This is a genomic window from Xanthomonas hawaiiensis, from assembly GCF_031834635.1.
Classification (GTDB): domain Bacteria; phylum Pseudomonadota; class Gammaproteobacteria; order Xanthomonadales; family Xanthomonadaceae; genus Xanthomonas_A; species Xanthomonas_A sacchari.
This window is the reverse complement of record NZ_CP115873.1, coordinates 3,428,702-3,446,038: the sequence shown is the minus strand read 5'-3', so window position 1 is coordinate 3,446,038 and position 17,337 is coordinate 3,428,702. Positions and strand designations below refer to the sequence as shown.

Annotated in this window: 13 protein-coding genes; 6 read left to right on the top strand and 7 right to left on the bottom strand. The window is 69.8% G+C overall.

Annotated features, from left to right (window positions below):
• Positions 1 to 6 precede the first annotated feature (6 nt).
• On the bottom strand, positions 7 to 348 hold the full coding sequence (locus tag PG878_RS14770; RefSeq protein ID WP_160948354.1) for a hypothetical protein: 342 nt from the start codon (positions 346 to 348) through the stop codon (positions 7 to 9).
• 122 nt (positions 349 to 470) lie between these two features.
• Positions 471 to 1,646, bottom strand: coding sequence for a thiolase family protein (locus PG878_RS14765; RefSeq protein WP_010342299.1), 1,176 nt, complete (start codon positions 1,644 to 1,646; stop codon positions 471 to 473).
• A gap of 200 nt (positions 1,647 to 1,846) precedes the next feature.
• Here PG878_RS14765 and PG878_RS14760 point away from each other — a divergent pair, with 200 nt between their 5' ends.
• Complete coding sequence (locus PG878_RS14760; protein WP_244663861.1) at positions 1,847 to 4,672, top strand: autotransporter serine protease; 2,826 nt, start codon at positions 1,847 to 1,849, stop codon at positions 4,670 to 4,672.
• 119 nt (positions 4,673 to 4,791) lie between these two features.
• Here the strand turns inward: PG878_RS14760 and PG878_RS14755 are convergent, their stop codons facing one another.
• Both PG878_RS14755 and PG878_RS14750 read right to left on the bottom strand, forming a co-directional pair.
• Positions 4,792 to 5,892 carry a Glu/Leu/Phe/Val dehydrogenase dimerization domain-containing protein gene (locus PG878_RS14755; protein ID WP_209031640.1) on the bottom strand — a complete coding sequence of 367 codons (1,101 nt, stop codon included), beginning with the start codon at positions 5,890 to 5,892 and terminating at the stop codon, positions 4,792 to 4,794.
• Positions 5,893 to 6,649: 757 nt separating this feature from the next.
• Entirely contained in the window at positions 6,650 to 6,967 is a 318-nt protein-coding gene (locus PG878_RS14750) for a YXWGXW repeat-containing protein (protein ID WP_244672660.1), read from the bottom strand.
• A gap of 218 nt (positions 6,968 to 7,185) precedes the next feature.
• Here PG878_RS14750 and PG878_RS14745 point away from each other — a divergent pair, with 218 nt between their 5' ends.
• The 4 genes from PG878_RS14745 to PG878_RS14730 all read left to right on the top strand — a co-directional run bounded on the left by PG878_RS14745 (position 7,186) and on the right by PG878_RS14730 (position 14,080).
• Entirely contained in the window at positions 7,186 to 10,749 is a 3,564-nt protein-coding gene (locus tag PG878_RS14745; protein ID WP_209031641.1) for a methylmalonyl-CoA mutase family protein, read from the top strand.
• A 167-nt stretch (positions 10,750 to 10,916) separates the two neighbouring features.
• Positions 10,917 to 11,399, top strand: coding sequence for a nuclear transport factor 2 family protein (locus PG878_RS14740; protein ID WP_209031642.1), 483 nt, complete (start codon positions 10,917 to 10,919; stop codon positions 11,397 to 11,399).
• Between the two features lie 338 nt (positions 11,400 to 11,737).
• A complete protein-coding gene (locus tag PG878_RS14735; RefSeq protein ID WP_244663863.1) occupies positions 11,738 to 12,775 on the top strand; it encodes an HDOD domain-containing protein in 1,038 nt (345 codons plus the stop codon).
• Between the two features lie 144 nt (positions 12,776 to 12,919).
• Entirely contained in the window at positions 12,920 to 14,080 is a 1,161-nt protein-coding gene (locus tag PG878_RS14730; protein WP_209031644.1) for a M50 family metallopeptidase, read from the top strand.
• 55 nt (positions 14,081 to 14,135) lie between these two features.
• Here the strand turns inward: PG878_RS14730 and PG878_RS14725 are convergent, their stop codons facing one another.
• Positions 14,136 to 14,624, bottom strand: coding sequence for a pyridoxamine 5'-phosphate oxidase family protein (locus PG878_RS14725; RefSeq protein WP_010342308.1), 489 nt, complete (start codon positions 14,622 to 14,624; stop codon positions 14,136 to 14,138).
• Positions 14,625 to 15,090: 466 nt separating this feature from the next.
• Between PG878_RS14725 and PG878_RS14720 the strand changes: the two genes are divergently transcribed.
• Positions 15,091 to 15,264, top strand: coding sequence for a DUF1328 family protein (locus tag PG878_RS14720; protein ID WP_209031645.1), 174 nt, complete (start codon positions 15,091 to 15,093; stop codon positions 15,262 to 15,264).
• A 100-nt stretch (positions 15,265 to 15,364) separates the two neighbouring features.
• Here PG878_RS14720 and PG878_RS14715 read toward each other — a convergent pair whose 3' ends face one another.
• On the bottom strand, positions 15,365 to 15,532 hold the full coding sequence (locus tag PG878_RS14715) for a hypothetical protein (RefSeq protein ID WP_209031646.1): 168 nt from the start codon (positions 15,530 to 15,532) through the stop codon (positions 15,365 to 15,367).
• A gap of 133 nt (positions 15,533 to 15,665) precedes the next feature.
• Positions 15,666 to 17,066, bottom strand: coding sequence for a trypsin-like serine peptidase (locus PG878_RS14710; protein WP_209031647.1), 1,401 nt, complete (start codon positions 17,064 to 17,066; stop codon positions 15,666 to 15,668).
• Positions 17,067 to 17,337: the final 271 nt, after the last annotated feature.

The window sequence follows — 17,337 nt, the reverse complement described above, 5'->3', positions numbered from 1 at the left end:
AAGTGATTACTTCTTGGCTTCCTGGGCAGCGTCCTTCGCCTTGTCGGCGGTGTCTTCCGCAGCCTTGGCGGTGTCGGCAGCCTTGTCGGCAGCGGCATCGGTCGGGGCAGCGCCGGCAGCGGCCGAAGCGTCGGCAGCGGTGTTGGCGGCGGTCGCGGCGGTGTCGGCAGCGGCCTGAGCGGCGTCGGCGGTCGGGGCGCCGGCGGCAGCCGACTGGTCGGCAGCAGCCTGGGCGTCGGTGGCGGCTTCGTTAGCCGACTGCGCGGCGTCCTGGGCCTGCTCCTGCTTCGAGCACGCGGCCAGGGCCAGACCCAGGGCCATTGCGATCAGCAGCTTGTTGATGCTCATTGTGTCTATCCTCGTCGTTTAGTTAGGCAACGCGCGAATGCGCGCCCTCAACATGATGACAAGCCAAAGTCGGCTGTCAAGCGCACGCGCATTCATTTTTGTGTTTCAGGGGTTAATCCCAATCAAATCAATTCGATGGCGACCGCTGTCGCTTCACCGCCACCGATGCACAGCGTCGCGATTCCGCGGCGGCCGCCACGGCTGCGCAACGCATTTAGCAATGTCACCAGCAGGCGCGCGCCGGAGGCGCCGATCGGATGGCCGAGCGCGCAGGCGCCGCCGTGCACGTTGACCTTGGCGTGGTCCAGGCCCAGTTCCTTGATCGGCACCATCGCCACCACCGCGAAGGCTTCGTTGATTTCGAACAGGTCGACCTGGTCCAGGCTCCAGCCGACCTGGTCGAGCAGCTTGCGGATCGCGCCCACCGGCGCGGTGGTGAACCACTCGGGCGCCTGCGAGAAGGTCGCGTGGCCGACGATCCGCGCCAGCGGCGCGACGCCGCGGCGGGCGGCCTCGTCGGCGCCCAGCAGCACCAGCGCGGCGGCACCGTCGGAGATGCTCGAGGAACTGGCCGCGGTGACCGTGCCGTCCTTCTTGAACGCCGGCTTCAGCGCCGGGATCTTGGTCACGTCGGACTTGCCCGGCTGCTCGTCGCTGTCGACCTGCACCTCGCCCTTGCGGGTGGCGACGGCGACCGCAACGATCTCGTCGGCGAAGGCGCCATCGCGCTGCGCGGCCTGTGCGCGCGTCACCGATTCGATCGCGAACGCGTCCTGGTCCTGGCGGCTGAAGCCGAACTTCTCCGCGGTGGCCTCGCCGAACACGCCCATCGCCTGGCCGTCGTCGGGATTGGTCAGGCCGTCCCAGGCCATGTGGTCGACCGCCTGGAAGTTGCCGTAGCGGTTGCCGGTGCGCGAGTTGGGCAGCAGGTGCGGCGCGTTGCTCATCGATTCCATGCCGCCGGCCACGACGATGCTGGCCGAGCCGGCCTTGATCAGGTCGTGACCCAGCATCACCGCCTTCATGCCCGAGCCGCAGACCTTGTTGATGGTGGTGGCGCCGGTGGCGTCGGGCACGCCGGCCGCGCGCGCGGCCTGGCGCGCCGGGGCCTGGCCGAGGTTGGCCGGCAGTACGCAGCCCATGATGACTTCGGAAACGTCGGCGGCGGGGATGCCGGACTGCTCCAGCGCGGCGCGGATGGCCGCGGCGCCCAGCGTCGGCGTGGGCACGCCGTTGAACTGGCCCAGGAACGCGCCGATGGCGGTGCGCTTGGCCGCGGCGATGACGATCTCGGTCATGGCAAACCCTTACGAAAGTGGTATTCCGATTATCTGCCGCGGCGCGGGTTCTGCCAAATCGCAGGGACTCGGCGCGGCCGTCCCGCGGGCGATGTTTCGGTGTAGATTGGCGTGGGTCATCGCCGTCGACGGCCGATGAATGGGAATGGCACCGGACGGTGCGGCAGATCAGGGTAGAGGGGAAGAGCATGCGGGCATTGATGGCACGGTCGCTGCTGGCGGCCGCGGTGGCGGTTGCGCTGACCTCGTGCGGTGGCGGCGGTGGCGGTGGCGGCAATCTGATCCATGGCAGTCCGCCGCCGACGTCGCCGCCTCCGACCTCGCCGCCGCCACCCCCACCGCCGCCGCCGACGTCGCCTCCCCCGACCTCGCCGCCGCCGCCCCAGCCGGCGTTCGACGCGCACCTGACCCTGACCAATACGCTGGCCGCGCACAACGCCGGCTACGACGGCAGCGGTTACCGCATCGGCGTGGTCGACACCGGCGTCAACCGCAACCATCCGGCGTTGGCCGGACGGGTGGTGTCGAACCTGATCTACGTCGATCCGAGCCAGAACAACACCAAGGTCGACGACGTCGACGGCCACGGCACCACCGTGGCGCAGCTGGCGGCGGGCAAGTCGGTCGGGCAGTGGCCGGGCGGCATCGCCCCGGGCGCGCAGATCGTGTCCGCGCGCATCATCTCCGACACGCCGCCCAAGGACGACGGCAGCGGCAACGGCAACCAGGTCAGCGGCGGACTGGGCCTGGCCCAGGTGCACCAGGACCTGATCAATGCCGGGGTCAAGGTGATGAACAACTCCTGGGGCGGCATCTACTGGACCGACCTGACCTCGACCAACGCCATCGCCGACGAGTACCGCCCGTTCGTGCTCGGCAACGGCGGCCTGGTCGTGTTCGCCGCCGGCAACGAATCCAAGGCCACGCCCTCGGACATCGCCTCGCTGCCCAGCAAGGCCGGCCCCAACGGCACGCTGCCGGCGGCGGACCTGGAGCGTGGCTGGCTGGTGGTGGCGGCCACCGATTCCACCACCGGCACGCAACTGGCCTCGTATTCCAACGCCTGCGGCGCGGCGATGCGCTACTGCCTGGTCGCGCCGGGTACCGAGGTGTTCGTCGATCCCAAGGCGACCACCTCCACCAGCAACCCCGACTACTACTACGGCAGCGGTACCTCGTTCGCGGCGCCGCTGGTGTCCGGCGCGGCGGCGCTGGTCTGGCAGGCCTTCCCGTACTTCACCAACGACCTGGTCCGGCAGACCCTGCTCGGCACCGCCACCGACCTGGGCACGCCGGGCGTGGATGCGACCTTCGGCTACGGGCTGCTCAACGTCGGCAAGGCCGTGCAGGGGCCGGGCCGCTTCGACTGGGGCGACGTGACGGTGGGGTTCACCGGCAGCTCGACCTGGGCCAACGACATCGCCGGCAGCGGCGGCCTGATCAAGCAGGGCAGCGGCACGCTGACCCTGAGCGGCACCCAGAACACCTACAGCGGCGACACCCAGGTGCAGGGCGGCACGCTCAGCGCGGCCAGCCTCGGCAGTTCCAACGTGGCGATCAGCAACGGCGCGACCTTCATCGGCACCGGCGCGCTCGGCGGCAGCGTCGCCAATGCCGGCACCTTCCAGGTCGGCGCGGCCACCCTGAGCCTGAGCGGCAACTACGTGCAGAGCAGCAACGGCCGCCTGGCCCTGCTGGTCGGCGACAAGCTCTCGGTCGGCGGCAGCGCCGTGCTGCAGGGCGGTTCGCTGTACGTGCTGGGCAAGCGCGACTACGTGGTCAACAACACCGCGTACACGGTGCTGCAGGCCAGCGGCGGGCTTACCGGCACCTTCGCCTCGGTGACCACGCCGTCGAACGTGTTCCTGACCTCGTCGCTGTCCTACGACGCCACCAGCGCCTCGATCACGGTGCAGTCGCTGAGCGTCACCGCCGCTGCGGCCAGCTTCGGCAACATCAGCGCCGCCACGCTGGCGTCGGCGACGCGCGTGGACGCGGCGTTCGCGCAGCTCAACACGCAGCTGAGCCAGGCTCCGGCGACGGTCGACGGGGCCTTGCTCAAGGCGGCCGGCGCGGTGCAGCAGTCGCCGAGCGTGGCGGCGGCGTCGGCGACGCTGCGCAGCCTGTCCGGCGAGGCGCATGCCGCGGCCACCGCGATGACCTTCGATACCATGGACCTGCAGCGGCGCGCACTGTCCAGCCGCTTCGATACGCTGGTCGACCAGCCACGCGCGGTCGGCGCCTGGAGCCAGCGTCTGGGCGAGACCGGACAGGGCAGCTTCGCCGGCAGCGCGTTCCAGCTCGATGGCTGGCTGATGGGCCAGGATCTGCGGCTGGGCGACCACGCGGTGGCCGGCTTCGCCTTCGGCGAGAGCCGCGCCAGCGACGCCGGCAGCCTGGACCGCAGCCGCAACCGCCAGGTGCAGGGCCAGGCCTATCTCGGCGCGGTGGCCGGCGACGCCTACGCGCTGGCGCAACTGGGCACCGGCCAGTACCAGCGCCAGCTCGACCGCAGCCTGCTGCTCGGCGACACCGTCGCCGACGCCTCCAGCCGCTACGCCGGTCGCTTCCTGTCTTCCAGTGTCGAGGTCGGTTATCGGCTCGGACGCGGCCCGGCGTGGCTGACGCCGTATGCCGGCGCCGACTACAGCCGCATCGACAGCGATGGCTTCCGCGAACAGGGCGGCGATGGCTTCGGGCTGATGGCCGGTGCCGCCAGTTCCTCGCGCAGCCAGGCGCTGGCCGGCCTGCGCGGCGGCTTCGGCGGGCGCGGCTGGTCGCTGCAAGGGTATGCGGAATGGCAGCAGACGCTGGCCGCGCAGGGCCTGGACCGGCAGGCCAGCTTCGTCGGCGTGAACGCCTGGGCGCCGCTGGTGGACCTGCAGCCGGCGCGATCGGGCGGCCTGTTCGGCGCCAGCCTGCAGACCCGCTGGAACGGCGGGCTGCTGGGGCTGGGCTACGACCAGCGCTTCGGTCCGCGCGGCGACGACCGTGCGGTATCGCTGCGCTATCGTCTGGGCTTCTGAGTCCGGGGACCCGGTCCGGCGCGTGCGGCGCCGGTTCGGGGTCGATCAGACAGGGTCGGGGGGATCCCGGCCCTGCATCCTCTGCGACCGACCGCCTGCGGCGCAGGCGGCACGGTGCCTCACTCGCCGCGCAGATGGCCCATCGAGCGCGGTGCGGTGCGGCCCAGCGGCAGCTTGAGCTTGCCGATCGCCTGCATGCGCGCCTCGGCGATGCGGTCGGCGGCCTGTTGCGGCGGAATGTTCTCGCGCTCGGACAGGTCGAAGATCTTGCCGAGGTTGTGGTACATGCTGCGGATCAGCCGCATCGCGCGTTCGCGGTTGTAGCCGTCGATCTCCAGCGACACGTTCATCACGCCGCCGGCGTTGACCGCGTAGTCCGGCGCGTAGAGGATGCCGCGGCGGTGCAGTTCCTCGCCGACGCCGGGATTGGCCAACTGGTTGTTGGCGGTGCCGCAGACGATCTTGACCTTGAGCCGCGGCAGCTTGGCCTCGTCGAGCGCGCTTTCCAGGGCGCACGGCGCCAGCACGTCGGCGGCGACGTCGTAGATGTCGTCCGGATCCACCGCTTCGGCGCCGTATTCGGCCACCGCGCGCGCGACCAGCGCCGGGTCCAGGTCGGTCACGTACAGCTTGGCGCCGCGTTCCTTGAGCAGCTTCACCAGTTCCATGCCGATGTGGCCCAGACCCTGCACGGCGATGCTGGTCTTGCCGATCTCCTCGTGGCCGAATTTGCGTTGCAGCGAGGCCATCAGCGCCTGCAGCGCGCCGTAGGCGGTGAACGGAGCCGGGTCGCCGGAGCCGCCATGCACCTGGTGCACGCCGGTGACGTACTCGGTCTCCAGGTAGATCTGCTCCATGTCGTTGACGTCGGTGCCGACGTCCTCGGCGGTGATGTAGCGGCCGCCCAGCGAATCGACGTAGCGGCCGAAGGCGCGGAACAGCGCCTCGGACTTGTCGCTCTTCGGGTCGCCGATGATCACCGCCTTGCCGCCGCCGATGTTGAGCCCGGCCAGCGCGTTCTTGTAGGTCATGGTGCGGCTGAGCCGCAGCGCGTCCTGCAGGGCGGACTCGGTGTTGGCGTAGGGGCGCATGCGCACGCCGCCCAGCGCAGGGCCGAGCACGGTGTTGTGGATGGCGATGATCGCCTGCAGTCCCACGTCGCGGTTATGGCAGAAGACGACCTGTTCGTGGCCGGTGTTGGCTAGCGTTTCGAAAAGCATGGGGGCTCCGCTGGCGTTGCAGGTGTCGGGCACCATGGTCCAGGACCGTGCCTGGGGGTGGCGCAAAACAAAAACGCGACGGTTCCGGAACAGGCCCTGAGCGTCGCGATGGCGGCATTTTAAAGCAATTGCCGCCCGCCGGTGCGATGGCGTGGTGGCCTGGCGGGGCGGGCATCTCGTGACGCTGTGCGACGCCGGGGCAGGAGGGCCCGTTGGCCGGGGGCGATGCCTGAGATCGCGGAACAGGATGGCTCTCGGCGGCGACGGCGGCCGCCACACGAGACGAGTGGGCGAGCGATGCCGGTCGGGACCTTGTCCACCCCGTGGTGGCCGCCGACAAATGCGATCGCAGTGTGGGAGCAGGGCTTCAGCCCCGACGGCGTTCAGTCCCAAGCGCCGGACTGAAGTCTCTCCGCAGCGCAGCGGCCGTCAACTGTCATGCAGCCGCGACAGGCGAAGCAGAACGCCGACTGACGCCCTCCGTCGTCGGGACTGAAGTCCCTCCCACAGTGCAGTCCTCCGACAAGGCTGAAGCCGCATCTGTGGGAGCGGCTTCAGCCGCGACGCGCGAAGTACAAAGCCACCTGGCACCTTCATGCGTCGGGACTGAAGTCCCTCCCGCAATAGCGCCCCCCGACGAGGCTGGCGCCGCACCTGCGGGAGCGGCGTGGATTTGGCGGGGCGGCCATGCAGGCATTGGGAACGCCGCCGCGCGCGCCGCCAGCACGGCGATCGCGCGGCGCTGCAGGACGCTGAATCAGTGATGGACCCAGTACCCGGCGTGGAAGCGATAGGCCGGGCCGTAGTGCTCCCAGCGCGGGCCGACGTAGACGTAGCCCGGCCGCTCCACCACGTAGCGGCCGGCGACCCAGACGTGGCGGTGGCCATTCCACCGCCAGTAGCCGGGCATCCACACGTAGCCGGGCCGCACCACCACCCGTTCCACGATCGGCGGCGGCGGCGCGGTGCGGACCGACAGTTCCACCACTTCGCGCGCCTGCGCGGGCGCGGCGGCCATGGCGCCGGCGAACGCGCCGCCGAGCAGGGTGGCCAGCAACAAGGGACGAGCGAACATGCGATGTCTCCGAAGGCATCGGCGGGGTGCCGACGCGTGAGGAAACGCCGCGACCGGCGCGGCTGTTGACGCGCGGCCGAGAGCGTATTCATGCAGCGGATAGCCAGGCGCGGTGTCGTGCAGGTGGCCCGTCGACCAGGCGCCGATGCTGCAGCGCAACCTGCCCGTGTCGCGCTGCGCGCCTAGAATCGCGGCATTCTCTTTTCGATGTCCGCACGATGAGCCTTCCCGCGTCCCGCGTTCCGTTGCCGCAGACGGACGCCAGTCCCCTGCGTTTCGTCACCGCCGCCAGCCTGTTCGACGGCCACGATGCGGCGATCAACATCATGCGCCGCCTGATCCAGGCGCAGGGCGCCGAGGTGATCCATCTCGGTCACAACCGCAGCGTCGAGGACGTGGTGCGCGCGGCGCTGCAGGAGGATGCCGACGCGATCGCGCTGTCGTCCTACCAGGGCGGCCACGTGGAGTACTTCAAGTACATGGTGGACATGCTGCGCGAGCGCGGCGCCGGCCATGTGCGGGTGTTCGGCGGCGGTGGCGGCACCATCACTCCCGAGGAGATCGCCGAGCTGCAGGCCTACGGCGTGGAGCGCATCTACCACCCCAACGACGGCATGAAGATGGGCCTGGTGGAGATGATCGAGGACGTGGTTGCGCGTGCCGGGCAAGGGCGCCAGACGGCGGCGGACGCGCGTGGCGCGACGCCGGCCGGCTCCCCGCTGCCGGACATCGACGACGAGATCGGGATCGGCCGGATGCTGTCGGCGATCGAGGACGGGGCGTTCTCGGAGGCGGAACTGGCGCTGTTGCGCAAGCAGTGGCAGTCCGGCACGGCGTCCGCGGCCGAGCCGCGCAGCCGGCGCGCCGCACCGGTGCTCGGCCTCACCGGCACCGGCGGCGCCGGCAAGTCCTCGGTCACCGACGAACTGCTCAACCGCTTCCTGGCCAGCTTCCCGCAGATGCGCATCGCGGTGGTGTCGGTGGACCCCAGCCGACGCCGTACCGGCGGCGCGCTGCTCGGCGACCGCATCCGCATGAACGCGCTGCGCAGCCCGCGCGTGTACATGCGCTCGATGGCCACGCGGCGCCAGCACGCCGCCACCAATCGGGTGCTGAAGGACTGCATCGCGCTGCTCAAGGGCATCGGCTACGACCTGGTGATCGTGGAGACCGCCGGTATCGGCCAGAGCGATTCGGAGATCGTCGATCTGGTCGATTTCCCGGTGTACGTGATGACCAGCGACTACGGCGCGCCGAGCCAGCTGGAGAAGATCGACATGCTCGACTTCGCCGAGCTGGTGGTGCTGAACAAGTACGACCGGCGCGGCGCCGAGGACGCGCTGCGCGACGTGCGCAAGCAGTGGCGGCGCAACCGTGCGGCGTTCCAGCTGGAGGACGAGGCGGTGCCGGTGTATCCGACCATCGCCAGCCAGTTCAACGACCCGGGCGTCAGCTGGATGTTCGTCAATCTGTGCCGCCTGCTGCGCGACAAGCTGACCGCGCAGGCCGATGCCGCCGCGGGCCCGCCGCCGCACTGCGACTTCCGCCCGCAGCTCGACACCACGCTGAAGGAGCCGCGCGCCACCGTGCTGATTCCCGGCGCACGCGTGCGCTACCTGGCCGAGATCGCCGAGCAGGGCCGGGCGATCAATGCCGGGGTGCTGCGCCAGGCCGAGGCCGCCGACCGCGCGCAGGCATTCTGGCAGGCGCTGCACGAACTGCAGGATCCGCAGTTGCCGGCGCAACTGGAACTGTATGCGGCGCAGGACCTGCTGCCGGCGTCGCGCGCAGCCGCCGAGGCGGCCGACGCTGCCGAGGACGCCAGCCTGCTGTTGCTGCGCCAGCGCTACAACGATGCGTTGCAGTCGCTGTCCAGCGAATCGCTGAAGCTGCTGCGCGAGTGGCCGCAGCGGCTGAAGTCGATCACCGATCCGGTCACCGAATATGCGGTGCGCGGCAAGCCGATCCGGGTGGAGAACTACCGGGAGTCGCTGAGCCACCAGTCCATTCCTAAGATCGCCGCGCCGCGCTACAGGAGCTGGGGCGAGCTGCTGACCTTCCTCGGCAAGGAGAACCTGCCCGGCAGCTATCCGTACACCGGCGGCGTGTATCCGTACCGGCGCACCGGCGAGGACCCGATCCGCATGTTCGCCGGCGAGGGCACGCCCGAGCGCACCAACCGGCGCTTCCACTACCTGAGCGTCGGCCAGCCGGCCGCGCGCCTGTCCACCGCCTTCGACAGCGTCACCCTGTACGGCGAGGATCCGGCGCCGCGCCCGGACATCTACGGCAAGATCGGCAACTCCGGAGTCAACATCCCGACCCTGGACGACATGAAGAAGCTGTACTCCGGCTTCGACCTGTGCGCGCCGACCACCAGCGTGTCGATGACCATCAACGGCCCGGCGCCGATGATCCTGGCGATGTTCATGAACACCGCCATCGACCAGCAGGTGGAGAAGCATCTCAAGGCCGATGCGCAGCGCTGGGCGCAGGCCGAGCAGACCCTGGCGCGATTGTTCGAAGGCCGCGAACGCCCGCGCTATCACGGCGAACTGCCGCCGGGCAACGACGGCCTCGGCCTGGCCCTGCTCGGGGTCAGCGGCGACCAGTTGGTGGACGCGCAGACCTATGCTCAGATCAAGGCGCAGACCCTGTCCAGCGTGCGCGGCACGGTGCAGGCCGACATCCTCAAGGAGGACCAGGCGCAGAACACCTGCATCTTCAGCACCGAGTTCGCGCTGCGCATGATGGGCGACATCCAGCAGTATTTCGTCGAGCAGAAGGTGCGCAACTTCTACTCGGTGTCGATCTCCGGCTACCACATCGCCGAGGCCGGGGCGAACCCGATCAGCCAGCTCGCCTTCACCCTCAGCAACGGCTTCACCATCGTCGAGTACTACCTGGCGCGCGGCATGCACATCGACGATTTCGCGCCGAACCTGAGCTTCTTCTTCAGCAACGGCATGGACCCGGAGTACACGGTGATCGGCCGGGTGGCGCGGCGGATCTGGGCGCGGGCGATGCGCGAGCGCTACGGCGGCAACGAACGCAGCCAGATGATGAAGTACCACATCCAGACCTCGGGCCGTTCGCTGCACGCGCAGGAGATCCAGTTCAACGACATCCGCACCACGCTGCAGGCGCTGTACGCGCTGTTCGACAACTGCAACAGCCTGCACACCAACGCCTACGACGAGGCGATCACCACGCCGACCGAGGAAAGCGTGCGCCGCGCGGTGGCGATCCAGATGATCATCAACAAGGAGCTGGGGCTGAACTTCTGCGAGAACCCCTGGCAGGGCAGCTTCATCGTCGAGCAGCTCACCGACCTGGTCGAGGAGGCGGTGTACAAGGAGTTCGAGGCGATCAGCGAGCGCGGCGGCGTGCTCGGCGCGATGGACACCATGTACCAGCGCGGCAAGATCCAGGAAGAGAGCCTGTACTACGAGCACAAGAAGCACGACGGCAGCCTGCCGCTGGTCGGGGTCAATACCTTCCTGCCCAAGGAGCATGCCGGCGAGACCGCGACCGAGATCGAGCTGATCCGTTCCACCGAGCAGGAAAAGAACCAGCAGATCGGCAACGTGCGCGACTGGCAGCAGCGCCGCAACGCGCTGGCGCTGGCCGCCGACGGCGCCGGCCTGGGCGCGCTGCAGCGCACCGCGCGCGAGCGCCGCAACGTGTTCGCGGCGCTGATGGAGGCGGTCAAGACCCATAGCCTGGGCCAGATCAGCCACGCCCTGTACGAGGTGGGCGGCGAGTATCGGCGCAACATGTAGCGCCGACGGGTACAGGCGCAGACGCCGTCGTCGGCGAGCATGCCTGGCGCGCGCCTCGCTGCGGCAGGCGTGCATCGCGCACCCGGTCGCGTGCCCGCATGCGGCCGTCTTGCGGCCGCTGTCGCGACAGGCCCATAGTGGCGCATCGACACATGGGGAGGTTGCCGATGAAAACCTGGGGAGCGTTGTGGCTGATGGCATGCACGGCGGTGGCCGGTGCCGCGGAACCGGCCGATGACGGCGCCGCGGGGCCGCTGTTCGACACCGTCGCGGCGCTGGACCAGCGCCTGTTCGACGCCTACAACCGCTGCGACATGGCCGTGTTCGAGTCCATGTTCGTGCCGGACGTGGAGTTCTACCACGACACCGGCGGCGTCACCCGGGACCGCGCGAGCGTGGTCGACAACACGCGCAAATGGATCTGCGGCAAGGTCCGCCGCGCATTGCTGCCCGGCACGTTGCGGGTCTACCCGGTCAAGGACTTCGGCGCGATCGAGGAAGGCGAACACCGTTTCTGCGAACTGGCCAGCGGCCGCTGCGAGGGCATCGCCAAGTTCGTGATGGTGTGGCGCCAGGACCCGGACGGCTGGAAGCTGACCCGGGTGCTCAGCTACGGCCATCGCACGGTGCCCGCGCCGGCGCCGCACTGAGCGCGCGCGGTCCCGTCGCCGCCGAGAGGCGAGTCGTCGGGCGCGCCTGGGCCTGGGCCCGGATCGGCCGCGCACGCTGCGCGCTGCGCTGCGGAGATCGGCGCAGCAACTGGACGGGGCGCCGGCGGACGCTGCGGCACGCCGCTTGCTTGCCACCGGCTGGTGCGATCGCGCGTTGTCCATGACCGCCTGACGGAGGTCGGCGGCCGCGTGACGCCGACGTTGCGCAGAACACCGCGCGGCGTGCTTGAATGACATGGCGCGCCGCATGGGCGCGCACCGGTGGCCGGGCGCGGGGACCTGGCGATGTTTTGCGGATGACGACGATCGTGCCGATCATGTGGATTGCCATCAGTGCGGGTGTGCTGGTGCTGGGAGCCGGGCTCTGGTGGTGGCTGCGCCGTGGCGAAGGCGACGCGGCCGAGGCGCGGCAGGCGCGCCTCAGCGCCGACGATGCCGACCTGCCCGACACGCCGGCCGCGTCCGCACGCACCGCGCCAGTCGCGCCTGTCGACGCCGTGGACCCGGGCGTCGACCCGTTCGCCGATCCGGCGCTGCTCGACCTGGAGCCGGTGCCGGACGCCGCGATCCTGGCGCGGCTATGCGAACTGGCGTTCGCCGGGCGGCCGGTCACTGCATCGGCCGCGGTCGCGCCGGCGGTCATGGCCGATGCCGCCGCGGTGCTGGCGCGCATCGACGCGCATCCGCGCTATACGCCGCGGCGCCCGCATCTGCTGCCGCAGCTCACCCGCGCGATCAACGATCCGGCCGCCGGCGCGCATTCCATCGCCACGATCCTCGGCCAGGACCCGGCGCTGGCCGGCAACCTGCTGCGCATCGCCAACAGCGTCGTCTACCGCCGCCATCCCGAGCCGATCGAGAACCTGGAGCGGGCGGTGGCCCTGCTCGGTACCGAGGGCCTGCGCCAGATCGTGCTGGCGGCGCTGCTGCAGCCGGTGATCGTCGACGACGGCAGCGTCTTCGGCCGCTGTGCGGCGGTGCTGTGGGAACACACCCTGCTGTCGGCGCATGCCGCCTCGCAGGTCCCGGACCGCGAGGATGCGAACGCCGCGCAATTGCTGGCGCTGTTGTGCGGGTTGGGCGCGGTCTCGGTGGTGCAGGTGCTGCGCGATGTCCATGCACGCCACGCCGAGGCAGCCCCGACGCCGGCGGCGATGACCGAGATGCTGGAGGCGTGGTCGGCGCACTGCGCCAAGGCCATTTCCGCGGACTGGGGCCTGTCGCCGCGGGTGCAGCGCGCCCTGGAGGAGCAGTCGGGCGACGCCGATGTCGCCACCATGAGCCCGCTCGGCCTTGCCCTGCGTCGGCAGCGCGCCGCGGCGGCCGCGCAGTTGGCGGTGCGCTATCGCCGCTAGTCGCGGCGCGTGGGCGATCGGACGGCGCCGGCGAACCGTGCAAGGACTTGGCAGATCGCGCCAGCAGCGGTGCGGGGCAGGGCGCGATCGCAGTGGGGTGCTGCGCGAGGCGGGGCGAGGCGCGCTCCAACGGGGTGGACGCGGATGAGCGCCATCGACCAAACGCGCACCGCATGGGCCGCACCGCCCTGGCTCGACGCCGTGCTCAAAGGTGTGCGCCTTGTCCTGATCATTGTCGGCAACCTGGCGATGGTCGCCGGCTGCATGGCCCTGGCGCACGTGGTCACGTCGGCGCTGGCGCCCTTTCTGGCGATGCTGCTGATCTTCCCGCTGGCGGTGTTCGCCACGATTGCGATCCACGAAGGCGGACACGCGTTGGCGGCGCGCGCGGTCGGCATGACCGTGTCCATGGTGCGGGTCGGCCCACTGCACCTGCTTGCGCGGCGCCGCGGCTGGCGGGTTCGCTGGCAACGCACGCGGCAAGGCGACAACACGGGCGTCGTGCTGGCGGTGCCGAACCCGTATGCGGCAGTGCGCCGCCAGTATCTAATGCTGATCGCCGGAGGTCCGCTGGCCAACCTGCTGGTGGCGGCCGGATGCGGATTCCTGGCATGGCGCCTGGGGCTGGGCAGCAGCAGTGGCGCGTTCTGCATCGGCGCAGCCGTGTTCAATCTGGCAGTCGGGTTGGGCAATCTGGTGCCGTTGCAGAGCGCGCTCGGCGGCAGCGACGGCCTGAAGTTGCTGAAGCATGCACGGCGGCGCGATCCGGACGCCCTGGCCGAGGTGCTGGCCGAACTCAATGGCCTCTCGCTGCGCGGCGTCACCGCGGACAAGCTGCCGGCACACCGCCTGGCTCTGCTCGCGGACGGCGACGGCTGGTTTTTCTATGTCTGGTTCACGCTGAAAGCCATGCAGATCCGTGGCGAGTGGGCGCAGATCGCTGCCCTGCAGCCGGTTTTCGAAGAGCAGGTCGCGACGCTGCCTGCGCCGGTCGCCGAAGCCTGGCACACCCTGGTCGCGCTGTTGCGCTGCGAACTCGCGTTCTCGCGTGCCATGGCCGGCGCCGACCAGGCAGATCCCCTGGATGCGTCACTGAATGCGGAGATCGATTGGACGAGTCCGGCGTTGCGTCCGCGCTGCCAGGCGCTGATGGCGGCGCAGCGTGGCGACACGGGCGCCGCGTTGGCGGCATTGGCGCGCGCGGAGGCATTGGCCGAGAACGACGTGGATGCCGCCACCCGGCAATGCGAACGCGTGCTGCGCGAGGCGATCCGTCAGCGGCTGCCGCTGACCTCGCGGACCTGATCGTGCATGGCCAGCCGGCATGCGGCCGGCTGGCGTGCATTGCGTCGCGTGCCGCTCAGCGCAGCGGCACGTCGGCGACCTTGTCCTGGTAGTCGCGCTTGGGATCGATGCCGAACAGCACCTTGATGCCGGCCATCAGGCTCGAGCCGTTGAGCCAGATCTGCGCGTGATCCGGATCCAGGCGCAGCAGCGCCAGCTTTGGATCGTCCTTGCCCTGTTCGTACCAGGCGTCGATGAAGCCGTTCCACAGGCGCTCGATCACCGCCTGGTCGTTGTCGACGCTGAGGGTGCCGCTGATGCTGGCGAACAGATCGTGGTTCTTGGCGCTGAACGCCGCGATCACCCGCTGGCTCTGCGTCAGCTTCTGCACCAGCGCGTTGTCCTTGGAGGTGAAGAACCAGATCGGGCCGCCGCGATCGCCCTCGAACTGCGCGGTCATCGGACGCGCGTGGCCGTCCTCGACGCCGTCCAGACCCAGCATCACGGTGCGGTCGGACTTCAATGCCTTCCAGAATTTCTCTTCCAGTTCCTGCGGGCTGGCCATGCGGATCTCCGAGCGGGCGACAGTGCCCGGCTGCACTGTGCCGGGAGCCGCGCGCGCGGTCCGTGACGGGAGGGTGGAGGGGATGTGCAGAGGCGGTGCGCGCCACGCGCGGGTTCCCGTGCCTGACGCCGCGGTGCTGCATCGCCAACATGCAGGTCGTGCTGCCGCACGCGCGGTGCGGATGCCACAGGCCTGCAGCGCTACCTTCGCCGACCGGGCCGATCCGCCGCGGCGCCGCGCAGCGTGGCGTCCGGCGCGCCTGCCGGCCGAAGCGTCGTCGCCTGCGCAGAGGGGCATCGCCTGAGCGCCAGGCCGTGCCGTGCGATGCGTGCACGGCGCGTGCATCCGCGTTTCACCGCGTGCGCATCCCGCGCTGGCTAGTCTCCGGCATCAGCGTCGGCCGTCTGTCGGCGCCAGTGCACGCCGTCACGGCGTGCGCCTGTCCTCGTTTCGGGAAGACCGCATCATGATCAAGTGGGCCATCATCATCGCCATCATCGGACTCATCGCCGGCGCGCTCGGCTTCAGCGGCGTGGCGGGCGCAGCGATGGGCGTCGCCAAGTTCCTGTTCTGGGCCGGCATCGTCATCGCCCTGGTGCTGTTCGTGCTGGGCACGATGCTCGCCAAGAAGGTCGGCTGAGCGCGGCCGCTCATGTCGCGTCGATGCAGGCACGTCGCGCGACAGGGGCAATGGAGGGAAGCATCACGCTGGGCGGCAGGCGCCTGCGATGCCGCGACGGCTAGGCGTCGCTGGCGGTGTCGGCTTCGTTCGGTGCGGCGTCGCCGTCCGCGGCAGGCTTGGCGGCTGAGGCACGCGCTTCGCGCTTGCGCGCTTCTTTTTCTTCCTGCTGTTTCTTCTTGGCCAGCTCGCGCTGACGCTTTTCGAAGGAGTAGTTGGGCTTGGCCAATGCGCATCTGCCGGTAGGGGAATGCGTCGAGTGTAGCCGGTGTGCGCCACCGCGTGCGAAACGGACAGGCCGCCCGTGTGAGACGGCCTGTCCTAGGCGCAGGTGCGGGAGTACGGCCCTCCCGGACCTTGGCTTACGGGCTCAGGTACTGCTGGATCGACGAATACACGTCGGCGAAGCGCGAGTAGTAGTCCGGATCGCTCGGCGCGCTGCAGTACGAGGTGCCGCCATACAGGCCGCCGCGCAACTGATAGGCGCCGCTGCTGTTGACGGTGAACAGGCCGGAGCCGGACGAGCCGCCTTCGGTGACGCCGGTGCTCCACTGCACGCGATACAGCGGCGACTTGCCATCGATGGAGCTGGACAGCGCGGTGACCTTGCCCAGCGAGTACTTCTTGACGTCGCCGGCCGGGTGGTGGATGCCCTCGATCGCGGTACCGGTGGAGCCGATCGCCGAGCTGCTCCAGCCCGCGTAGAACGCGCCGCTCGGCGGAGCGCTCTTGAGCTCAAGCAGCGTGGTGTCGCGGGTGGTGTTGGTATAGCGCAGGTAGGCGCCGCCGCCGAGCGTGGTGTAGTTGGAATTGACCGTGGAGCCGCCGCAGGTGGTGGCGTCGTAGAACCAGTAGGTCTGCAGCGTATTGGCCACGGTCTGGGTGCTGATGCAGTGCGCCGCGCTCCAGAACATCGCTTTCTTCGGCGAGTTGCTGTTGTTGAGCAGGGTGCCGGTGCACAGATAGGTGCTGCCGCCGCTGGTGAAGGTCATGCGCGCCACCGACTTGGCCGCCGAGGTGAAGCCGGAGGTCGGATTGGCGCGGCAGACGATGTCGCGCTCGCACGAATCGCTCTCGCCGATCATCGGCCGCATCATCGTGTCGCTGGCCACCGGGCTGATGTCCAGGTGCGAGAGCTGCGGGATCTTCAGCGCGAAGCCCTGCGGGTACTGGCCGGCCGGCAGTTCGATCTCCACCACCATGCGTGCGCCGGCGATCACCGCCGACCAGCCGGGCTGGCTGCCGGCGAAATCGGCGCCGCTCTGCTGGAACACGCGGCCATCCTCGCCGGCGAAGCGCAGCGTCGCCTTGCGCGGATCGCCGGGCTGAGCGCCGCTGGCGCTGAGTTGCAGCGCTGCGCGCAGCGCCTGCGCATTGGTCGAGACGATCTCGAAGCTGGTGACCTGCGCGCCATTGGGCAGGGTTTGCCAGGCCAGGCGGCGCAGGTTGATGTCGGGCTTGGCGACGTCGCGGGAAAAGCCGATCTGCAGCGGCTGGCCGTTCTTGACCTGTTGCCCGCGTGCCTGCTTCATCGCCGCCGCCTTGGTGCTGTCGGGCGCGGCCAGCTCGATCAGGCGCGGCGCGTGGGCGCTGCCCGGGGTGAGGCTGCGCAGCTCGGCGCCACCGAGCGCGGCGGCATCCGGGCGGGCTTCGACCGGGGCGGAATCCATTTCGGCTGCTGGGGGAATGGCAGCCATGGCGACGGGGGACAGACTGGCGATACCAGCCAGCAACGCCAGGTACAACGCATGCTTGCGATTCATCGATCTTCCTTTTGCGAAGAGGGACGAGATCATCCGGCAGGGGACCGGATGCCATTGCACCCGAGTTCAGGGTGCCTGCCGAGGCTACGGGCGACGCCCCCGCGATTGCGTGCCAGGCGTCACGCTCGGAAGGCCGGTTTCGTAGACAGCTGCTCACATTGCGTGTGATGGCGCGAAAGAAGCGCGGCCCACGGCGGGCACATCGGCGCGCTTCACCATGCCGCGCACGTGACCCGGACCCTGTCCATCTGCAGCGAAAATCGCGACGCAG